This window comes from Saccharibacter sp. 17.LH.SD (assembly GCF_009834805.1).
In the GTDB taxonomy this organism is placed as follows: Bacteria; Pseudomonadota; Alphaproteobacteria; order Acetobacterales; family Acetobacteraceae; genus Saccharibacter.
In genome coordinates, this window is record NZ_WVHO01000012.1 from 163,186 (window position 1) to 181,031 (window position 17,846).

Below are 17,846 nucleotides of genomic sequence, written 5' to 3' on the forward strand. Positions count from 1 at the left end.
AGTGGTGAGGCTATGAAGACACATAGGATCATTCCAGATATAAGGGAGCACCTCATGCGCTGGAATCTTGCCGCTTTTCCTAGGAAAAATGTGAGCGTGTTTGCGTTGGCAGTAGCTATTTTTTCTTTTCAGGCAAAAATGGCTTTGGCGAGCGTTAGTATTACAGGGGCGGGTTCTAGCTTTGCTGCTCCGGTCTACCAGAGCTGGAGTGTTCCGGTATCTCAACAGCTTGGGATTGGCGTTAATTATCAGAGTGTAGGCTCAAGTGCTGGCCAGGATCAGGTAAAGGCGCATACGGTTGATTTTGGCGCATCAGATAAGCCTATGTCCGGTGAGAAACTTGATAAATCACGTCTTTATCAATTCCCAACGGTTATGAGTGGCGTTGTTGTGGTGGTCAACTTACCGGGTGTTCCAGAAGGAACATTACATCTTGATGGGCTGACATTAGCGAAGCTTTATGAGGGTACGATCACGGAATGGAATGATCCTCAGATCCAAGCATTAAATCCGGGTGTTGCATTGCCCGACGATGAGGTTGTCGCGATTCATCGTGCTGATGGTTCTGGAACAAGTTACGTCTTTACGTCCTATCTGACTCATGTATCGCTTGAGTGGAAGGGGCGTATTGGAGCTGGCACACTTGTAGAATGGCAAGGTGGTGCTGGTGGACGAGGAAATGATGGTGTTGCTGCGCTCGTTAAGCAAACCCCTGGCAGTATCGGGTATGTTGAATATGCGTATGCCGCGCAAAATCATTTGAACATTGCGCAGCTGAAAAACCATGATGGAGTGTTTGTATCCCCATCTTTGGAAGGTTTTTCCATGGCCTCTGCGGCAGCGCAGTGGCGAGCGGATGCACATTATACGGTTGATCTATTAGACTGCCCCGGGGCTAAAAGTTGGCCCATTGTTTCGGCGACTTATGCGCTTGTGCCTGTCGAAAATGTTACTCATCCGGAAGGTAAAGGGGTACATGATTTCTTTGCATGGGGATTTTCCCATGGTGAAGAGATTAACCGGAAACTGGGGTATGTTGGCCTCCCTCCTGCTGTTCAAGGGGATATCATGGCACATTGGCCTTCCGCTTCTTCCCTTTCTGCTTCTGAGACACAATAGGCTGATTTTTTGCATCATCATTGCGTATGCTATGCCAACTCAGCAGCGTGTCTCCTAAAAAAGACATGAGGGACGCTACGGTGCAGGAGAGGGCTATCCCAAAAAGGACAAAAAGCCATGTGGCTGTTGCGGTGTTACGCAAAGAGCCCACAAAAAGAGCTATGGCAGCCCCGCAGGTTGCAGCTCCTCCCAACGCATTTAAAATAATGGCTAGATCAAGTAAAAACATGCGTCGTTTGAGACGTTTTTGATGGAAAAGTAAGCGGGCAGGGGTGTAGCGGTAGTCTATTTCTTTCTCTGGCTCTTCAGGCGGGGAAAATAGACGGTGATTTACATCATCTAAGTGATCGGACACACGTGCAAGACGTGTATTAAAGACATTTATGAGAGACCCAATACCTGACAGCATAAAAACAGGTGTTAGGGCCAATTGAATAACGTGCGCTGCGCTATTGATTGTGTCTTGATCGTAGGAAAACGGAAGAGACATAGAGTGATTTACCGTAGCAGACGTGAAATAGGAAAAGAAACAGACGAATTACTCAATGGATTATCAGAATGTAATGAAAAAGCACGACAGAATGGATCTGTATTCATGAAAAAATTAACATGCATGATGATACAATACAGAGTATGACGGCCACGGAGTGATTTATAGCATCAGGTATTGTTGGAAAGATGACATTGCGTGGTTTTTGTCTAACGTTCTTGGTGGGAGGTGGGATTCTTTTGGGAGAGTCTCTCTTTTCAAGAGAGGCATCTGCGCAATCGGGGGTGTGCGAAGGGAGTGCACGTCAGGTGGAGCTTGCCTGCCAAAGTTGGACGGAGATCGATGAAGCTCTAAGCCGTGGGGCGCGCACAGTGATCATTCCCGTAGGTGGAACAGAGCAGAGTGGTCCTTATATGGCGGTTGGAAAGCATAATGTCCGTGCTCAATTGCTGAGTGATGAAGTGGCGCGTCGGTTAGGAAATACCTATGTTGCGCCTGTGATTGCGTATGTTCCAGAAGGGAGTACATCCCCACGTCGTTCACATATGCGCTTTCCGGGGACGTTGTCTGTATCCCCCGCTGTTTTTGGTGGTCTTATTGAGGGAGCAGCAGAAAGTCTGAGGGTGCAGGGGTTTCATACCATTGTGCTTTTGGGCGATCATGGTGGTTATCAAGGGCAGTTGGGACAAATAGCGGACCATTTGAACCATCGTTGGACTGTTGCGGGAATAAAAACCGTGCATATTTTGTTTGTTCATGACTATTATAACGTCGTTCCAACCAAATATGCTGATGCACTTAGAGAGCGTGGCTATGGTAAGGCTGTTGGTCTGCATGCCGAATTAAGCGATACATCGCTTATGTTAGCGGTGGATCCTTCTCTTGTGCGCCAAGATGCTTTACGTCATGCTCTCAAGCCTAATTCTGCCGATGGGGTGTATGGTGGTGACCCACGGCAGGCAACGGCCGAACTCGGCCAGGTTGGTACTGCCATGCAGATACGAGCCGCTGTTGATGCCATCTCTTCTTTTAATAGGAGTCATTTATGAGGCTCAAAACATCCCTTCTTGCGGCATGTGCTCTCTTAGGATGGGGATCTGCACAAGCGCAGGAAGCTGCGGCCCCCACACAACAACAGGTCGCTGCGCCCTCACCGACGGCTTCAGCTGTGCCTCCTACGGTGCAGACAATTCCGGGAATGCCACCGGTTATTGATCCATCGAATATTTATAGTGAAGCCAGTGGTCCTGATAAATTATCCCCTGTTGTGGCGCATGACTTAACGCGTGTGTATGTGCCTAATTTACGGGGAAATAGCGTATCAGTGATTGATCCCTCCACGTTTAAGGTTGTTGATACATTTCCTGTAGGGCGTTCGCCACAGCATGTGGTTCCTTCGTGGGATCTCAGAACATTGTGGACCACGAATAATAGTGAAGGGCGTTCGGATGGTTCCCTGACACCGATTGATCCAACAACAGGAAAGCCAGGTAAAGCGATTCCGGTTGATGATCCCTATAACATGTATTTCACTCCAGATGGGCAGAATGCCATTGTGGTCGCAGAGGCGCATCGTCGTCTTGATTTCCGTGATCCGCATACAATGGCGCTCAAGGGATCGGTTGAGGCACCGCTTTGTGAGGGGATTAATCACGCAGCGTTCTCTGCTGATGGGCGTTATGCACTCTTCACGTGTGAATTTGGGCGTTATTTAGCAAAAGTGGATACGGTTAACCGTAAACTTTTGGGGATGCTTAAATTATCTAAGGGGGGAATGCCCCAGGACGTGCTTGCGGCTCCTGATGGTCATAAATTTTATGTCGCTGATATGCACGCTGATGGCTTGTTTATCATTGATGGAGATAGCTTTAAAGAGACGGGCTTTATCCCAACGGGGATAGGGACGCACGGCATTTATCCGAGCCGTGATGCAAAGTTCATCTACGTTGCCAATAGAGGATCTCATAAGGTGCATGGCCCCCGTCACAGCAAGGGAAGTGTCTCTGTTGTTGATGTTGCGACCGATAAAGTTGTGAAGACCTGGCCTATTCCTGGCGGTGGCAGCCCAGATATGGGAAATGTCAGTGCAGATGGTAAGCTTTTATGGCTGTCAGGACGCTTTGATGATGTGGTGTATGCGATTGATACCGAAACTGGGAGTATGAAGATTATCCCGGTGGGGGCAGAACCGCATGGTTTGACTGTTTGGCCGCAGCCCGGGCGGTATAGCGTTGGTCATACAGGAATTATGCGTTAGAAATCCCGCTTAGTTCAATGTGATGAGTGTGTGAATTTAGAGCGCTATTATAACAGCGCTTCTAAGTTGTTAAAAAAGCCTCTTCATCGGAAGAGGCTTTTTTATAGCGGTGATATATCGATATTAAGCATAGGATCTGTGCCGAAGAGGAAGTGTATGAGTCTGAAATGTGCCCTTATGATGCTAGCCGTATGGTTAATCGCCATAGGGAATGTGGACGTTGTTTATGCGGCAGAAAGTGCGGCCATCACAACGCCTCATACACGGGCGAGTTTGGTAACAGACCATGATGCGCTTGTGCCTAATGAGCCTTTGCATGTTGGGTTACGCTTACAGCTTAAACCTGGCTGGCATACTTACTGGGTTAATCCAGGAGATGCAGGGGATGCTCCTCATCTAACCGTGCAAGCATCCGGTGCTATGCATGGTAGGAGTGATGTTATTCACTGGCCGGTCCCGGAGCGGATAAGCGAAGGCGGGTTGATGGCCTATGCTTATACAGGAGATGTTCTTTTACCTCAGACCTTATCTCTCGAAGGGAAGGGGGGGGGAACAACCCTAAAGGCGCATGCTGATTGGCTCGTCTGTGCTGAGGTGTGCGTCCCCGAAGAAGGTGATTTTACCCTTACTTTGCCAGCAGCCCATGGGTATGAGGGTGAAGCCCGCGAAGCGTCATTATTTCGCGCAACGGAGGCGGCTCTTCCTCGGCCATCACCGTTTCAAGCACATATTACTCCTCAAGGGCGTCTTATTTTGGAGGGGGCGGGTCTTTCGACATCGTCTGTTAAAAATGCGTGGTTTTTCCCATTAGAAGCGGGAGTCATTAAACACACGGCCGATCAACCATTGGAGATGTCAGAAGGGCGTCTTCAGCTTCAATTGACGGCAGATGAAACACAGCGCCCTCCTTTATGGGCAAAACCTCTTTCAGGGGTTGTGGTGCTGGTCGATGCTCAAGGCTCGCGCTCTGCTATAGATGTGGAAGCGTCTCCTGGGATAACAGGGGCGGATAAAGGAAATCAGTCATCTTCAGGAAAGAAGGAAATCAATTCCTTTAAGGTGCTCTTGTTCGCTTTTCTTGGCGGACTTGTTCTGAATTTAATGCCGTGCGTTTTCCCGGTACTGGCGATGAAAGCATTATCTCTCGTTCGTATGGGAGGTGCTGGGCGCCGTGATCAGGTGGCGAGTGCTCTTTTTTATACATTAGGCGTGGTAGGAAGCTTTTTCTTACTCGGTGCTGTCATGATTGGGGTGCGTTTCGCAGGCTCTGCGGCAGGATGGGGATTCCAATTTCAATCACCTGGTTTTGTGGCCGGTGTGTGTTGGCTTCTTTTACTGATGGCGCTGAATTTACTGGGTGTGTTTCAAATTACATCTGGGCGTTTGTCGAGGGCTTTAGGAAATGTTTCTCAGGCACAAGGCCATGGGGGAGATCTCTTAGCTGGATTGCTGGCTGTGATTGTTGCAACGCCATGCACGGCTCCTTTTATGGGGGTGGCGATTGCTGGTGCGCTGAGTGCTCCTATTTTCCTAGGGCTTATTGTTTTTGGCGTTATGGGGCTTGGTTTGGCCGCGCCTTATATTGTTATCGCCGGTGTTCCGGGGGTAGCTTCTCGTTTACCTAAGCCTGGGGCCTGGATGGAGGTCTTAAAGCAGTTTCTTGCTTTTCCTCTTTTAATGACGTGCGTATGGCTTTTATGGGTCGCGACGATCCAACAGGGTCCTGATTTTGGAGCTTTGGTCTCAGGTGGGGCAGTTCTTTTAGGACTAGGAAGTTGGATCTATGGTTTAGTTCAGCAAAGAGCTATGCGTGATGGAGGCCGAGGCGTTGTTTTCTTTGGGCATGCTGCGGCGATTTTGTGTGTCATTGTGAGTGTCGCTGGGCTTGTTAGGGCTGTGATAACATCGCCTGATCGGTCGCATAACGTTTCTATGCCGCAAACACAGCAAGGCGTAGAAGCTTTCTCTGAGAAACGCTTGGCAGAATTACGATCACAAGGACGCCCTGTTTTTGTGGATATGACGGCGTCTTGGTGTATCACATGTTTAGTGAATGAGCGGGTTGCTTTAGATGTTCCTTCTGTCAGAAAAGCGTTTAATGACTCTCACGTGGTTATTTTGCGTGGCGATTGGACAAATAGGGACAAAGTTATTTCATCTTATTTAGAAACGCATGGACGTGACGGTGTACCTCTATATGTCTATTATTCTCCGCATAAAAATGGAGAGATTTTACCGCAGATTTTGACGCCAGGTCTTGTTTTGGACGTTTTGAAAAAAGATGAATGATAATCCCTTTGTGTTTCGTCAATGAAGGGGCGGAGTTTTTCAACTGTCCTTTAAAATATAGAAGAGACCCTGAATAATTTTTGAAAGTGATTTTAATACGTTGTCTTGTCGTTGGATGAGTTGGATTTATAGGGAGCCATCCATGTAGCACTGGGTTTGTTGGATGACGGTCATAATGTGGTGGTTCTCGATGATTTAAGTACGGAACATCGCGCGGCTACTTCTCCTGGAGTCCAGTTTGAAAAAGTGGATCTTTTGATGAGGATGCAACAGACTGGGTTGTAGCTTAAGATGAGAGGGATGCTGTTTTTCACTTTGGTGGCACTGTATCAGTCTGGCTCATCCATAGAGAAGGCCATAGGCCGGAAACGCATTTATCTCTCTTGCGATTGAACAAATAAATGGTCGCTTGGTCCACTATAATCTTGGAAATGATCAGGGCTTTAGTAATCTCGAGGTCATTCAAAGTGTAGAGCGTTGTTCAGGTAAGCGTATTTCGTGGGCGCTTTGTTGTGAAGGTGACCCGGCGATTTTAGTAGCAAAACTCTACGTATATTCGTCAGGAAACTGGGTGGGGTCCTAAATTTCCTGATCTTGATACGATTGTTGAAAGTGCGCTTCGTTGGCGTGTTGATCATCCTCATGGGTATGCCTCCCTTTTTGATCAGGGGTATGGTAGGTCTACCTCACTGTGTGGGTGGGGCTATGAATCGGTGTTAAGCTCCACAATCTGGGAGGTAACGAGATGTCTGAGACTGACCTGCCGATCTGTGTGGCAGCATTGTATCATTTTACATCTTTTGAGGATCATCGTGCATTACGTGAACCTTTGCTGGAGGTCTGTCAGCAGCAAGGTGTGAAGGGGAGCCTTCTTCTCGCAAAAGAAGGGATCAATGGGACGATTGCAGGGTCTGACGAAGGGATCGACCGTGTTTTGTCGTATATTGATCAATTACCGGGGTGTAAGGGATTTGATTTTAAGAAGTCACGCTCTCGGGAAATGCCTTTCCTTCGGATGAAAGTTCGGCTCAAACGTGAGATCGTAACAATGGGTCAGCCCGATATTAACCCTCTTTCCTGTGTAGGGCGGTATGTTGAGCCAAAAGATTGGAATGCATTAATTTCTGATCCAGATGTTGTCGTTATGGATACACGGAATGATTACGAAGTGGCTATTGGTACATTTCGTGGAGCCATTGACCCTGATTTAAAGACATTTCGTCAGTTCCCAGAGTGGTTCCGTGAGTGGCGTAAGCAAGTTGAGGCACAAGGAAGGACGCCGAAGGTTGCGATGTTCTGCACGGGGGGGATTCGGTGTGAGAAATCAACCGCTTTTGCTCGTGAAGAGGGCATAGAGGATGTGTATCATCTCAAAGGTGGTATCTTAAAATATCTTGAGGAAGTGCCTGAAGAAGAAAGCCTCTGGGAAGGGGAGTGTTTTGTGTTTGACCAACGTGTGTCGGTTGGACATGGTTTAAAGCTTGGGCAGTATGATTTGTGTCATGCCTGTCGGGCGCCTATCAGTGAAGAGGATAAAAAATCCTCACTCTTTGAAGAAGGCGTAAGCTGCCCGCATTGTTACGCTACACGGACAGAGGCGCAGCGTCATCGTTATCGTGAACGGCAGCGACAAGCGCAGTTAGCGGAACGTCGTGGGCGTTCTCATTTAGGCGATGAGGCGATGCAGCCTCATTGAGGGTAGGTTTTTCTCTAGAGTTGTTCGGTAAAAGGCACCAGGCTGTTATGTTCTTGGCCTGGTGGCTTTCTGTTTCAAAAGCTTTCTCTCAAGGTCATATTCACGGAACGTCCCATTCCTAAAACAGAGGAAGGGGGGACGGTTGTAGAATGAACCACAGAGAGAGCACGCCCGCCAAGGGGTAGGAAGTAACGCTGGTTTAAGAGGTTCTCTAAACTTATATCGAGCCGAAGAGCACGCCAATGATAGCCAACGCCAAGTGATAAGAGGGCGTAGCCTGGCGTTCGGGGTTCATTGCGGATCCAGTCGACCGTGTGTTTCGCTTTAACAAGCGTGACATTGATGTGTCCATTCCAAGCGCCGCGTGTCTCATGTAACTCGATTGTGCCGTTAAGCGGCATTTGCTGATAGAGGCCTGAATGTAATGAGTGGTCTTGCCCTTTCACCCAGTTCAGATGGAGAGCGAGCTCTCCCTGACCCCAATAAGGGGTATCCCAAAGTTGCTTTTGTGCAGCGGCATTTATTCCGTAATTTTGGGCGCGATGGTTTTCGAATTGGAGCATATGAAATCCACCGGAAAGACGGCCTATTCTCGCAACGTTTATGTAATGTTCTGTATAGGTATAGAAAGGTTGGACCATAGCGCTCCATTGATGACGCCCCGGGTCATGGAGTTGGATGGTAACGCTCGTAGTGTTTGCCACTTCAGGTCGGAGGTTAAGGTTTCCCACATAGCCATTGCCATCGCCAAACCAGCCAATCATTTTTGAGGTCATGCTGCCTTCGGCCCAGGCATAGCGTTCATACAAATTGGGAGAACGCGTTTTTCTTCCATACCCGCCTTCAATGGTGAGGATATTCAGGGCTTGCCAGCGTGCGAGAGCGGTGACGTCAAAATTTGTGTCTGTACGGCCGCGTTTTTGAGCATTGAAAATATGCGCTGCGTGAGCATCTTTCATGCCCATCACTCCCATCCAGTTATAGGGAGAAACAGGGCCTGTATTCATCATAATGATGTCGCTTCTCATCCCAATTTCTGTGGAGAAACGAGGCGTCCACTGAGCATTCCATTGAAGAAAATGGCCTAAATGATCACGATGAGCCCCGTTGAGATTATGGAATGTTCCGGGACCCATCATCATGCTTTTCATGAGAGGAGGCCACCAATCATTAAGTCTGTTATGCTCAAAGGCGCTACCGATTTTTAAATGATGCCGCTGTGTAAGGTTAATGGTTGCGACAACTGAATAACCAACTGTCCTTCCATCACTATTCATGGGCATACCCGTGGTGGCGCTATGCCCGCCCTTGTCGCTGAGCATATTCATAGCGTGAGAGACGCGTTGCCAATAGCCACGGACATCGAGCGTTAATGTTTTGAACTGTCCGGTATATTTACCGTTTACGAAGGTCGAGCGATTGTTTGTTTCATCCATATACTGGTTAGGAAAGGCTTCATAAGGGATGTCTTGCTGGCCGAAGGTGAGGCTGAATAGATGGTTTTTATGTCGTATCCCGGCAGTTATCGCGTGGTTATAGGTAAGATAACGTGTGGATAGAACCTGACCACCGCGGCCACCAGCGGTGTAATTACTGGCATGAGAATAAGCTGCATTATAACGCAGACTGAATGTGTCATTTGCGACAGTGAGAGAGCCTGCGGCACCTGATCCACCGCCATTACTACGCCAGTCTTCACGTCCTTGTCCCGTGATAAGAATTTTACCAGGATGGGCAAATTGTGGTGCTTTGCGTTCAACAGAGATTGTCCCGCCCGTACTGTCTCCTCCGAGACTAACAGGTGTAATGCCTGCGATGGCGGTACTGTTACTGACAGAATCAAGATCAATTTGAGATAAAGCAGGATTCATATGGTTGGCGCATTCTGCCGTAAGACGCATTCCATCGACAAAGGTCGCAACACGGTCATCCGCCATTCCATTTAAGACCGGAAGCGAGGATGTGCCTCCAGCCGAGTAAGCGCTAAATCCTGGTGTGTCTTGGAAAAGCGCGAGTGTATCAGTCCCTTGTGTGAAGGGGTGCTTCTTTCCTCTTACATTAATTGTTTCATTGGGAGAGGTGGGCTGTTTGGCTGTTTCAGCCTGTGAAGCATCGGGAGGTAGGCACCATAGCATGGTGCTGATGAATAGTGGGGATGCGTACAGGCGTATTGGCGTCGGAAGGTAAAGTAACGACATGAGACATCATTCTGAAAAACAGGGTAATTCTAGCCAGTTGCGGGAGCACAAAAGCAAACGAGGGATTTTTCAGATGATGATGGGGAGGTGCACGTCCTGGAGGGCGTTCACGTGAGGTACAGGGGGGAGAACGCGCGTGGAATGAACAAAACCAATGGCGATCAGGTCGTGTACTGACGCCGTACCATATGAGAAGAATGGTGAGTGTGAAGAGAATATGCCCGAGTAATGGGCATAAAGAGCAACACCCATCATCATGATGCTTCTTCTTTTGATGGTGGTGCATGAGAGAGCCCGGCATGTCCATCGTAGAAGGGGCGATATCAATGCCTGTAAGGCGTTCAATGGTCGCGCGTGGTGGTTCTCCAAAATGAGAAAAACTATTGAGTGCGATTTGCCCTAGAAAAGCGATTAAGAGGATATATACGAATCCCCAATGATTTTTTGTCGGGCTTTTTGACGTGTGGGAATGGATGTGCTCTCGCACCATGATCCATTCGTGAACACCACCGAAGATACTGGCCAAGATGGTGCCAAGAACAATAAGAGCAATACCACCATAGGCGGGCAAAGGAAGCGATTGGCGAAACACCACCACGCCAATGGCAACGATGCAGACGATGCCAAATCCACACCAGACGGCATAGGCAATGCCAAGAGGAATATGTTTCAGGGCGCGAGAAAGGCAAAAGAAAGCGCCTGCATAGAGAGCAAGAGAGCTTGCTGTTGGCAGTAGGCGGCGAAAACCATCACTGAGGTTGAGCAAGCTCGTTGCTCCAACCTCTAAAAAAATAGCGGCAAAGAGAAAAACCCAAGCGATGGAGGAGGCCATCATGAAAATGTTTCTTTCTTGTTAGTGCGGCGCGCGCTCTTACCCTTCTTGGAGGCTGACAAAGGTGGTGTGGAAGAAGAGGATCGAGCCAGCATGTTTGCGAGAAATTGCCCAGTATAGCTTTCTTTGCAAGTAGCTATTTTTTCCGGTGTTCCGGTTGCGATGATTTCTCCACCGCCAGAACCACCTTCTGGCCCTACATCAATGACCCAATCAGCAGTTTTGATGAGGTCAAGGTTATGCTCAATCACGAGTACAGTATTGCCTTGGTCTACAAGAGCATGCAGCACCTCAAGGAGTTTGCGCACATCCTCTGTGTGAAGGCCTGTTGTGGGTTCATCTAGGATGTAAAGCGTGCGCCCTGTGGCACGGCGTGCAAGTTCCTTGGCAAGTTTAACACGTTGTGCTTCCCCACCAGAGAGCGTGGTCGCCTGCTGACCAAGGGCGACATAGCCGAGCCCAACACGTTGTAAAATCGATAAACGCTCCGCAATGCGGGGTACAGCCTGGAAGAAAGGCTGCGCTTCATCAACTGTCATAGCCAGAACATCCGCAATGGATTTACCACGAAATTTGATGTCCAATGTTTCGCGATTATAGCGTGCGCCCTTGCATGTATCGCAGGTGACGAAGACATCAGGAAGAAAGTGCATTTCAATTTTTAAAACACCATCTCCTTGGCATGCCTCGCAACGTCCGCCCTTTACGTTAAAAGAGAAGCGGCCAGGCTTGTAGCCACGTGCTTTGGCTTCAGGAAGTTCAGAGAACCAATCACGGATGGGGGCAAAGAGGTCTGTATAAGTTGCGGGGTTAGAGCGCGGTGTACGACCAATGGGAGACTGATCAATTTCAATGATCTTATCAATATGTTCCACACCTTCGAGCTTACTGTAAGGTAATGGAACAGCACCCGTCTTCATGACTTGGCGTGAGAGCGCTTTATAGAATGTATCGGTAATAAGGGTAGATTTTCCGCTTCCGGAGACACCTGTCACCGCCGTGAAGGTTCCGAGCGGAATTTTCATGGAAACATTTTTGAGATTATTCCCACGAGCGCCTCGAATGCCGATCCATTTTTTACTGGTACGTCGTGTCTCGGGCACAGGGATACCGCGTCGTCCAGAAAGCCAGGCACCTGTCAAACTTTCTGGGTTTTGTGCCACTTCTTCTGGTGTACCACAGGCCATGACATGCCCACCCTGCGTGCCCGCGCCGGGCCCCATATCCACAAGGTAGTCAGCTTGACGAATAGCATCCTCGTCATGTTCAACGACGAGTACTGTATTTCCAAGATTTCGTAGGCGCTCCAACATCGTAAGAAGGCGCGCATTGTCGCGTTGATGAAGACCAATCGAGGGTTCATCTAACACATAGAGGACACCTGTTAAGCCTGAACCAATTTGGGAGGCCAGGCGGATCCGTTGGCTTTCTCCCCCAGAAAGAGTGCCAGAGCTACGGGATAACGTGAGATAATCCAGCCCGACACGATCGAGAAAATGAAGACGCTCATTGATTTCGCGTAAGATCCGTCGGGCAATTTCTGCTTTTTGAGGGGTGAGAGATGGCTCAACGTGGTTAAACCAGTCCAAAGCATCATGGATGGTCATCTCTGATGCTTGGGCAATATTTTTATCATTTACCTTGACACAGAGTGCTTCTGGACGAAGGCGAGCCCCATGGCAGGTAGGGCAAGGCATGGCTGACTGATAGCGCCCGAGGGCTTCACGCACGTGAATACTGGTCGTTTGTGCGAGACGACGGCGTAAATGGCTAATCACGCCCTCGAAAGGGCGATTAACTGTATAGGTTTTCCCGTTTTCGTCCTGATAGGGAATGCTAACAGTTTCTTTGCTTCCATTGAGAAGAAATTCTTGTGTTTGTGGCTTGAGTTTTTCCCATGCTGTATCAAGATGTTCGCCACAATGTTTCGCCAAAGCTGCTAATGTTTGTTCAAAAAGAGGATCCTGCTCGTCGCGCCAAGGGGCAATGGCGCCATCTCGCAATGTGCGGCTTTCATCTGGAATGATAAGATTGGGATCAAAGTGGGTTTCAGTCCCTAGCCCATCGCAGGTTGGGCAGGCTCCCATAGGAGCGTTGAATGAAAAGAGACGTGGCTCGATACTTTCGAGCATAAAGCCAGACACAGGGCAGGAATAACGTGAGGAAAAAGCAACCTGGAGTGGTGTACGATCTTCCCCTTTTCGGAGGACTTCCTCGACAGAAGCGAGACCGTCTGAAAGTTCAAGAGCCGTTTCAAAACTATCAGCGAGACGTGTCTCAATCCCTTCTTTGAGCACGATACGGTCAATCACAACATCGACATTGTGGCGCGTTTTACGGTTTATTTTTGGTGTATCTGTGATGTCGTAGAGGGTGCCATCAATGCGGACACGCGCAAACCCTCTGCGGGTCAGATCAGCGAGTTCGCGCGCGCAATCGCCTTTTCGGTCACGCACTACGGGAGCAAGCAACATGAGGCGTGTCCCCTCAGGCATAGCCATGACGCGGTCAATCATTTGGCTAACACTTTGTGCTTCAATGGGGAGACCTGTCGCGGGGGAGTAAGGAGTGCCAGCTCGCGCCCAGAGGAGGCGCATATAGTCGTGTATTTCTGTGATTGTCCCGACGGTTGAGCGAGGGTTTTTAGAGGTTGTTTTCTGCTCAATTGAGATAGCAGGAGATAAACCTTCGATGGAATCTACGTCGGGCTTACCCATAAGCTCGAGAAATTGCCGAGCATAGGCGGAGAGACTTTCGACATAACGCCGTTGGCCTTCAGCGTAGATGGTATCAAAAGCGAGTGATGATTTACCAGAACCCGAGAGGCCGGTAATGACGGTCAGTTTGTCACGTGGAATGGTAACATCAACATTGCGTAAATTATGGGTACGAGCTCCACGAACGCGTAAAATATTGCGGTCATTCATTTTGATTGGGTTTTTCACGTGACTCTGTCCTCTCATTGAGTAGAACGACTGTAGATCATACGCTGTGAGGGCGCTAGGATCAGCTTAGAAAGCAATCTTGTTGAGAAAATGGAAGTAAAGCGGATGGCGGGCAGCGTTAATAAGGTTATTCTGGTTGGGAATCTTGGGCGTGACCCGGAAGTTAGAAATACCCAATCAGGTGCAAAAATTGTCAATCTAACAATTGCGACGAGCGACACGTGGAATGATCGTGCCACGGGTGAACGTCGTGATCGCACAGAGTGGCACCGTGTGGTTATTTTTAATGAAAATATTGCGAATGTTGCAGAGCGTTTTCTCCGTAAAGGCCGCAAGGTTTATATCGAAGGTGAGCTACGAACACGTAAGTGGACGGGCCAGGATGGGATGGAGCGTTATACCACTGAAGTGACGATTGATCGTTTCCGCGGCAATTTGGTGTTGATTGATAGTCAGCGAAGTGGGGAAGGCGGTTTTGAGGGGGGATACCAGGAGAATAATGGTCCTTCTTCCTCTTCCTCATCTGGCGGTAACTATAACAATCAGAATCGTGGCAGCAGCTCTCAAGGCGGTGGTGGTTGGGATGCCCCGGCAGATAATGGTTTAGATGACGAGATCCCGTTCTAAGTAAGGCGGTCTGTAGCGGCTATGGAGATAAGGGTGCGTTGGGTAACTCAGTGCTTGAGTGTCGTGCTGTTGGCAAGTTTAGCGGCATGTGCGACGGCGCCTCCTTCTCATCCAGGAGATCTGTGCGCGATCTACCGTGAGAAACGAGGATGGTATCATATCGCTATGCGTCAGGAGACGAAGTGGAATATTCCGTCGTCAGTGCCGATGGCGATTATGAATCAGGAATCCAGTTTTCGTAGCAATGTTCATACACGTAGGACTCATATCCTTTGGATTATTCCATGGGGATATGTCACGACGGCGTACGGCTATGCTCAGGCTAAAGATGAGGTCTGGCATGATTATGAGCGTCGTTTAGGCATAAGTGCCAGCCGAGATGACTTTGGCGATGCTCTTAACTTTATGAATTGGTATATTACGACAACGCGTCGTGTAAACGGTATCCCTGTAACAAATGCGACAAACCAATATCTTGCCTATCATGAAGGATGGGGGGGATATCGTCATCGTTCTTATGCATCTAAGGCGTGGCTTGTGAATGTTGCGCGTAAAGTGGGTGCGCGTGCCTCTCTCTACCAGCAGCAATTTGATGGCTGTAAAGAAAGCCTACAAGAAGAAGGAAGCTTCTGGGATTGGCTTTTTGGGTGAGAATCTAGATGAGAAAGGGCGTCTCCTGCTGGGGAGACGCCCTTTTTTAGGCATGGTTAGTTAGCCGTTTCTACCATGATGATTTCTGAATCTTTTTGTGCGGTTATGGTGAGGGTTGTTTCATTTTCAATAGCAACACCATCGCGCTCATTGACGTGATGACCGTTGATATCAATTTCCCCTGTAGAAGGGACAAGATAGGCCTTCCGATTGGGGGCAAGCGTATAGGTTAAGGTCTGCCCTGCACGGAGTGTACTCCCTAGCACGCGCCCTTGTGCACGGATGGGGAGCGTTGTTTCTGCATCTTCAGCGAACCCAGAAGCGAGCGGAACAAATTGACCCTCACGCGTTTCTTTTGGGAAAGGGCGTGCCCCCCATGAAGGACGATGACCACGTTGGTCTGGGAGAATCCAGATTTGGAAGATACGTGTCTCTTCATCCTCTAGGTTAAACTCACTGTGTGTAATGCCCGTGCCAGCAGACATAACCTGTACATCGCCTGCTTCGGTACGGCCCTTGTTCCCGACACTATCGCGATGGGTAATAGCGCCTTTACGCACGTAGGTGATAATTTCCATATCAGCGTGTGGATGCGCTGGGAAACCAGTTTGTGGTGCGATAAGATCATCGTTCCAAACGCGTAAATTTCCCCAGCCCATGCGATTGCGGTCAAAATAATTTGCGAATGAAAAATGATGTGCCGTATCAAGCCATCCATGGTTGGCATGACCAAGACTGGCGAATGGGCGAACTTCAATCATAATATCCTCCTTTATCGGAGCAGGATGTGCTGCTTCGAGGAAGATGACAGTTTGAGGCTGATTATGCTATAGTCACGAGAGTAATACAGCTGTTCAGGAATGTACCGTGCCCAGACTTCCCGATTTTGAAGCGTGGGCTATTTTCGCTCAGGTTGCCCAATATGGTTCTTTTGCACAGGCGGCTCAAAACTTAGGATTGTCGCGTCCCACCGTGTCGCGTGCTGTGTCGCGCTTAGAAGAAGCGTTAGGGGTTGCGCTTTTTCAACGGACGTCGCGGCAGTTGTCCTTAACAGCTGCTGGACAAAGTGTCCTTGGATATGCTTCGCGCTTATTGGCGGAGGGACGAGCCGCAGAAGAGGCCTTGCAGGAAGAAGCAGGACCACCAAGAGGGCGTGTGCGTGTTACAATGCCTGTAACCTTCGGTTTGCGGCATGTTTCCCCGATATTGCCGGAATTTATGGAGGCCTATCCTCACATTACGCTCGAGGTTGATTTTAGCGATCATTCTGTTGATCTTGTAGCGCAAGGATATGACCTCGCCTTACGGATCTCTGCATTGGTCGATTCTTCTATGAAGATGCGTCATCTTTGCAAAGTGCCACGTTTTCTTGTCGCAAGTCCGACATGGATTGAGCGCCATAGAGCAATGACTCATCCACGCGACCTAGGAGACCATTTGAGTGTCGTTTATCAACATGTAGGTGCCTCCCCTACATGTTTGCGGTTGCATACAGAAGAGGGAGAGCTTGCGACGGTTATACCACGACGCCCCCGAATAGTAAGCAATAATGCCGACGTTTTTCTTCCTTTCTTAGAAAAAGGCGAGGGAGTGGGGTTGCTTCCAGCTTTTATGGCAGATGGCGCCATCAAAGCTGGAAGGTTGGTAAAGATCATGCCGCAATGGCAGTCTGACTCTGTGGCTCTTCATATCTTAACGCCCCCCAATGCACAGAGGCCTGCACGTGTTTCGGTCTTTATAGAGTGGCTTGTTAGCCACTTTAAAAAACCGTGTTGGGAATAGCTTTATGACATCCAAAGGTGGTTAGCTCTTGTCAACGTGAGGGGGCAGGACAGAGCCGTCTTTGCATACGTATCTGAAGCATCCATCGTGAAAAACTCCCATGAAAATGGGATCGAGATCTTTTAAACCAAAAGATTTAACATCGGCTAAAAGGTCATCTTCTGTTTTGTCAATATCTTTAAGGTCTTGATCACGCACGCTCCCATCGTAATAGACAATTACCGATGGCAGTTTGTTTTTATCCGTTATGGCTGTAATAGAGCCATTTGGCTCTACCTGTGCGTAGTAAACGTCTCCAAACGAATAAATTCCTTGGAGATTAAGCTGTGAAGCAATGTTGATCATATCAATTTTGTTATTCTTGTCGCGTATATTTTCCATAATAAACCGTCTATTTTTGATAATAGGTATTTGTCTTCCGATAGTAACATTTCGGAATATATTGAATTTTCGGCAAAAGAAATTAATGGCTAACAAAATGGAAATGCCAATGATAAGGGCGAGTACGTAACGATAAAATGGAATGGATGAGGTATAAATAACGCCACCGACGAGTCCCCCAAGAATGAAGTTCCCGACAAGATCGATAGAGTTCATTTGCGAGAATTGACTACGTCCTGATATGTTAAGGTACGCGAGAATGATGGCGAAGCCCGTGACCAGTTTGATAAACATCCAGAGATAGAACATAGTCACTGACTCCTGTCTTTTGATTCTTAGGATATTACCACGCCATTATAGAGTGGCTTATTGGAGAAGGCCGTTTTTCTGCCTTATTGTCTGTATATACTCTTCCTAAGCTTACTGCCTAATGTATATGGTAGCATGTGAAGATTTCAAGAATTACGCGCGGCATTCGCCTTGTTATCTTCCCGTCAGAAGACAAGCATATCTAGATCTCTCCAAAGTTACAGAAGGATAGTCGCATATGAGTGAACATACGAATTTCCCGATTCCGAA

At 48.5% G+C, this 17,846-nt stretch carries 14 protein-coding genes; 8 read left to right on the plus strand and 6 right to left on the minus strand.

Going from position 1 to position 17,846, the window contains the following annotated elements; genetic code table 11:
• The first annotated feature begins 54 nt into the window (after positions 1-54).
• Positions 55-1,119 carry a phosphate ABC transporter substrate-binding protein PstS gene (gene pstS / locus GS501_RS09355; protein ID WP_160831594.1) on the plus strand — a complete coding sequence of 355 codons (1,065 nt, stop codon included), beginning with the start codon at positions 55-57 and terminating at the stop codon, positions 1,117-1,119.
• Here pstS and GS501_RS09360 read toward each other — a convergent pair.
• A complete protein-coding gene (locus GS501_RS09360; RefSeq protein WP_160831595.1) occupies positions 1,067-1,609 on the minus strand; it encodes a DUF2721 domain-containing protein in 543 nt (180 codons plus the stop codon). The genes pstS and GS501_RS09360 overlap by 53 nt on opposite strands.
• Before the next feature lie 188 nt (positions 1,610-1,797).
• Between GS501_RS09360 and GS501_RS09365 the strand changes: the two genes are divergently transcribed.
• From GS501_RS09365 to GS501_RS09380, 4 genes are all read left to right on the plus strand, one after another.
• Complete coding sequence (locus tag GS501_RS09365) at positions 1,798-2,658, plus strand: creatininase family protein (protein ID WP_160831596.1); 861 nt, start codon at positions 1,798-1,800, stop codon at positions 2,656-2,658.
• A complete protein-coding gene (locus tag GS501_RS09370) occupies positions 2,655-3,866 on the plus strand; it encodes a YncE family protein (protein WP_160831597.1) in 1,212 nt (403 codons plus the stop codon). The genes GS501_RS09365 and GS501_RS09370 overlap by 4 nt, the downstream gene beginning before the upstream one ends.
• A gap of 156 nt (positions 3,867-4,022) precedes the next feature.
• Entirely contained in the window at positions 4,023-6,155 is a 2,133-nt protein-coding gene (locus GS501_RS09375; RefSeq protein WP_237442506.1) for a protein-disulfide reductase DsbD, read from the plus strand.
• Between the two features lie 745 nt (positions 6,156-6,900).
• The gene (locus GS501_RS09380; RefSeq protein ID WP_160831598.1) at positions 6,901-7,851 is read left to right on the plus strand and encodes a rhodanese-related sulfurtransferase; all 951 of its coding nucleotides are present in this window, start codon (positions 6,901-6,903) and stop codon (positions 7,849-7,851) included.
• A gap of 74 nt (positions 7,852-7,925) precedes the next feature.
• Here GS501_RS09380 and GS501_RS09385 read toward each other — a convergent pair whose 3' ends face one another.
• Genes GS501_RS09385 through uvrA form a run of 3 tightly spaced genes read right to left on the minus strand, consistent with a single transcriptional unit; the run spans position 7,926 to position 13,808 of the window.
• The gene (locus GS501_RS09385) at positions 7,926-10,049 is read right to left on the minus strand and encodes a TonB-dependent receptor (protein ID WP_160831599.1); all 2,124 of its coding nucleotides are present in this window, start codon (positions 10,047-10,049) and stop codon (positions 7,926-7,928) included.
• Positions 9,949-10,884: a multidrug efflux SMR transporter gene (locus GS501_RS10025; RefSeq protein ID WP_237442507.1), complete on the minus strand. Its 936-nt coding sequence runs from the start codon at positions 10,882-10,884 to the stop codon at positions 9,949-9,951. Before GS501_RS10025 ends, GS501_RS09385 begins: the two co-directional genes overlap by 101 nt.
• Complete coding sequence (gene uvrA, locus GS501_RS09395; protein ID WP_160831686.1) at positions 10,881-13,808, minus strand: excinuclease ABC subunit UvrA; 2,928 nt, start codon at positions 13,806-13,808, stop codon at positions 10,881-10,883. Before uvrA ends, GS501_RS10025 begins: the two co-directional genes overlap by 4 nt.
• A 123-nt stretch (positions 13,809-13,931) precedes the next feature.
• Between uvrA and ssb the strand changes: the two genes are divergently transcribed.
• Positions 13,932-14,453, plus strand: coding sequence for a single-stranded DNA-binding protein (gene ssb / locus GS501_RS09400; protein WP_160831687.1), 522 nt, complete (start codon positions 13,932-13,934; stop codon positions 14,451-14,453).
• Positions 14,454-14,486: 33 nt separating this feature from the next.
• Positions 14,487-15,104, plus strand: coding sequence for a hypothetical protein (locus GS501_RS09405; RefSeq protein ID WP_370517987.1), 618 nt, complete (start codon positions 14,487-14,489; stop codon positions 15,102-15,104).
• Between the two features lie 56 nt (positions 15,105-15,160).
• On the opposite strand, the gene GS501_RS09410 is transcribed toward GS501_RS09405, so the two are convergent.
• Complete coding sequence (locus GS501_RS09410) at positions 15,161-15,865, minus strand: pirin family protein (protein WP_160831601.1); 705 nt, start codon at positions 15,863-15,865, stop codon at positions 15,161-15,163.
• Positions 15,866-15,971: 106 nt separating this feature from the next.
• On the opposite strand from GS501_RS09410, the gene GS501_RS09415 reads away from it, so the two are divergent.
• The gene (locus GS501_RS09415; protein ID WP_160831602.1) at positions 15,972-16,886 is read left to right on the plus strand and encodes a LysR family transcriptional regulator; all 915 of its coding nucleotides are present in this window, start codon (positions 15,972-15,974) and stop codon (positions 16,884-16,886) included.
• 21 nt (positions 16,887-16,907) lie between these two features.
• Here the strand turns inward: GS501_RS09415 and GS501_RS09420 are convergent, their stop codons facing one another.
• Positions 16,908-17,576: a DUF421 domain-containing protein gene (locus GS501_RS09420; RefSeq protein WP_160831603.1), complete on the minus strand. Its 669-nt coding sequence runs from the start codon at positions 17,574-17,576 to the stop codon at positions 16,908-16,910.
• Positions 17,577-17,846: the final 270 nt, after the last annotated feature.

Excerpts from the sequence above, each read along its gene's own strand:
- ssb (WP_160831687.1), top strand. The coding sequence starts at position 13,932 with ATGGCGGGCAGCGTTAATAAGGTTATTCTGGTTGGGAATCTTGGGCGT.
- GS501_RS09360 (WP_160831595.1), bottom strand. The coding sequence starts at position 1,609 with ATGTCTCTTCCGTTTTCCTACGATCAAGACACAATCAATAGCGCAGCG.
- GS501_RS09370 (WP_160831597.1), top strand. The coding sequence starts at position 2,655 with ATGAGGCTCAAAACATCCCTTCTTGCGGCATGTGCTCTCTTAGGATGG.
- GS501_RS09385 (WP_160831599.1), bottom strand. The coding sequence starts at position 10,049 with ATGTCGTTACTTTACCTTCCGACGCCAATACGCCTGTACGCATCCCCA.
- GS501_RS09420 (WP_160831603.1), bottom strand. The coding sequence starts at position 17,576 with ATGTTCTATCTCTGGATGTTTATCAAACTGGTCACGGGCTTCGCCATC.
- pstS (WP_160831594.1), top strand. The coding sequence starts at position 55 with ATGCGCTGGAATCTTGCCGCTTTTCCTAGGAAAAATGTGAGCGTGTTT.
- GS501_RS09375 (WP_237442506.1), top strand. The coding sequence starts at position 4,023 with ATGAGTCTGAAATGTGCCCTTATGATGCTAGCCGTATGGTTAATCGCC.
- GS501_RS09365 (WP_160831596.1), top strand. The coding sequence starts at position 1,798 with ATGACATTGCGTGGTTTTTGTCTAACGTTCTTGGTGGGAGGTGGGATT.
- GS501_RS09380 (WP_160831598.1), top strand. The coding sequence starts at position 6,901 with ATGTCTGAGACTGACCTGCCGATCTGTGTGGCAGCATTGTATCATTTT.
- GS501_RS09410 (WP_160831601.1), bottom strand. The coding sequence starts at position 15,865 with ATGATTGAAGTTCGCCCATTCGCCAGTCTTGGTCATGCCAACCATGGA.
- GS501_RS10025 (WP_237442507.1), bottom strand. The coding sequence starts at position 10,884 with ATGATGGCCTCCTCCATCGCTTGGGTTTTTCTCTTTGCCGCTATTTTT.
- uvrA (WP_160831686.1), bottom strand. The coding sequence starts at position 13,808 with ATGAATGACCGCAATATTTTACGCGTTCGTGGAGCTCGTACCCATAAT.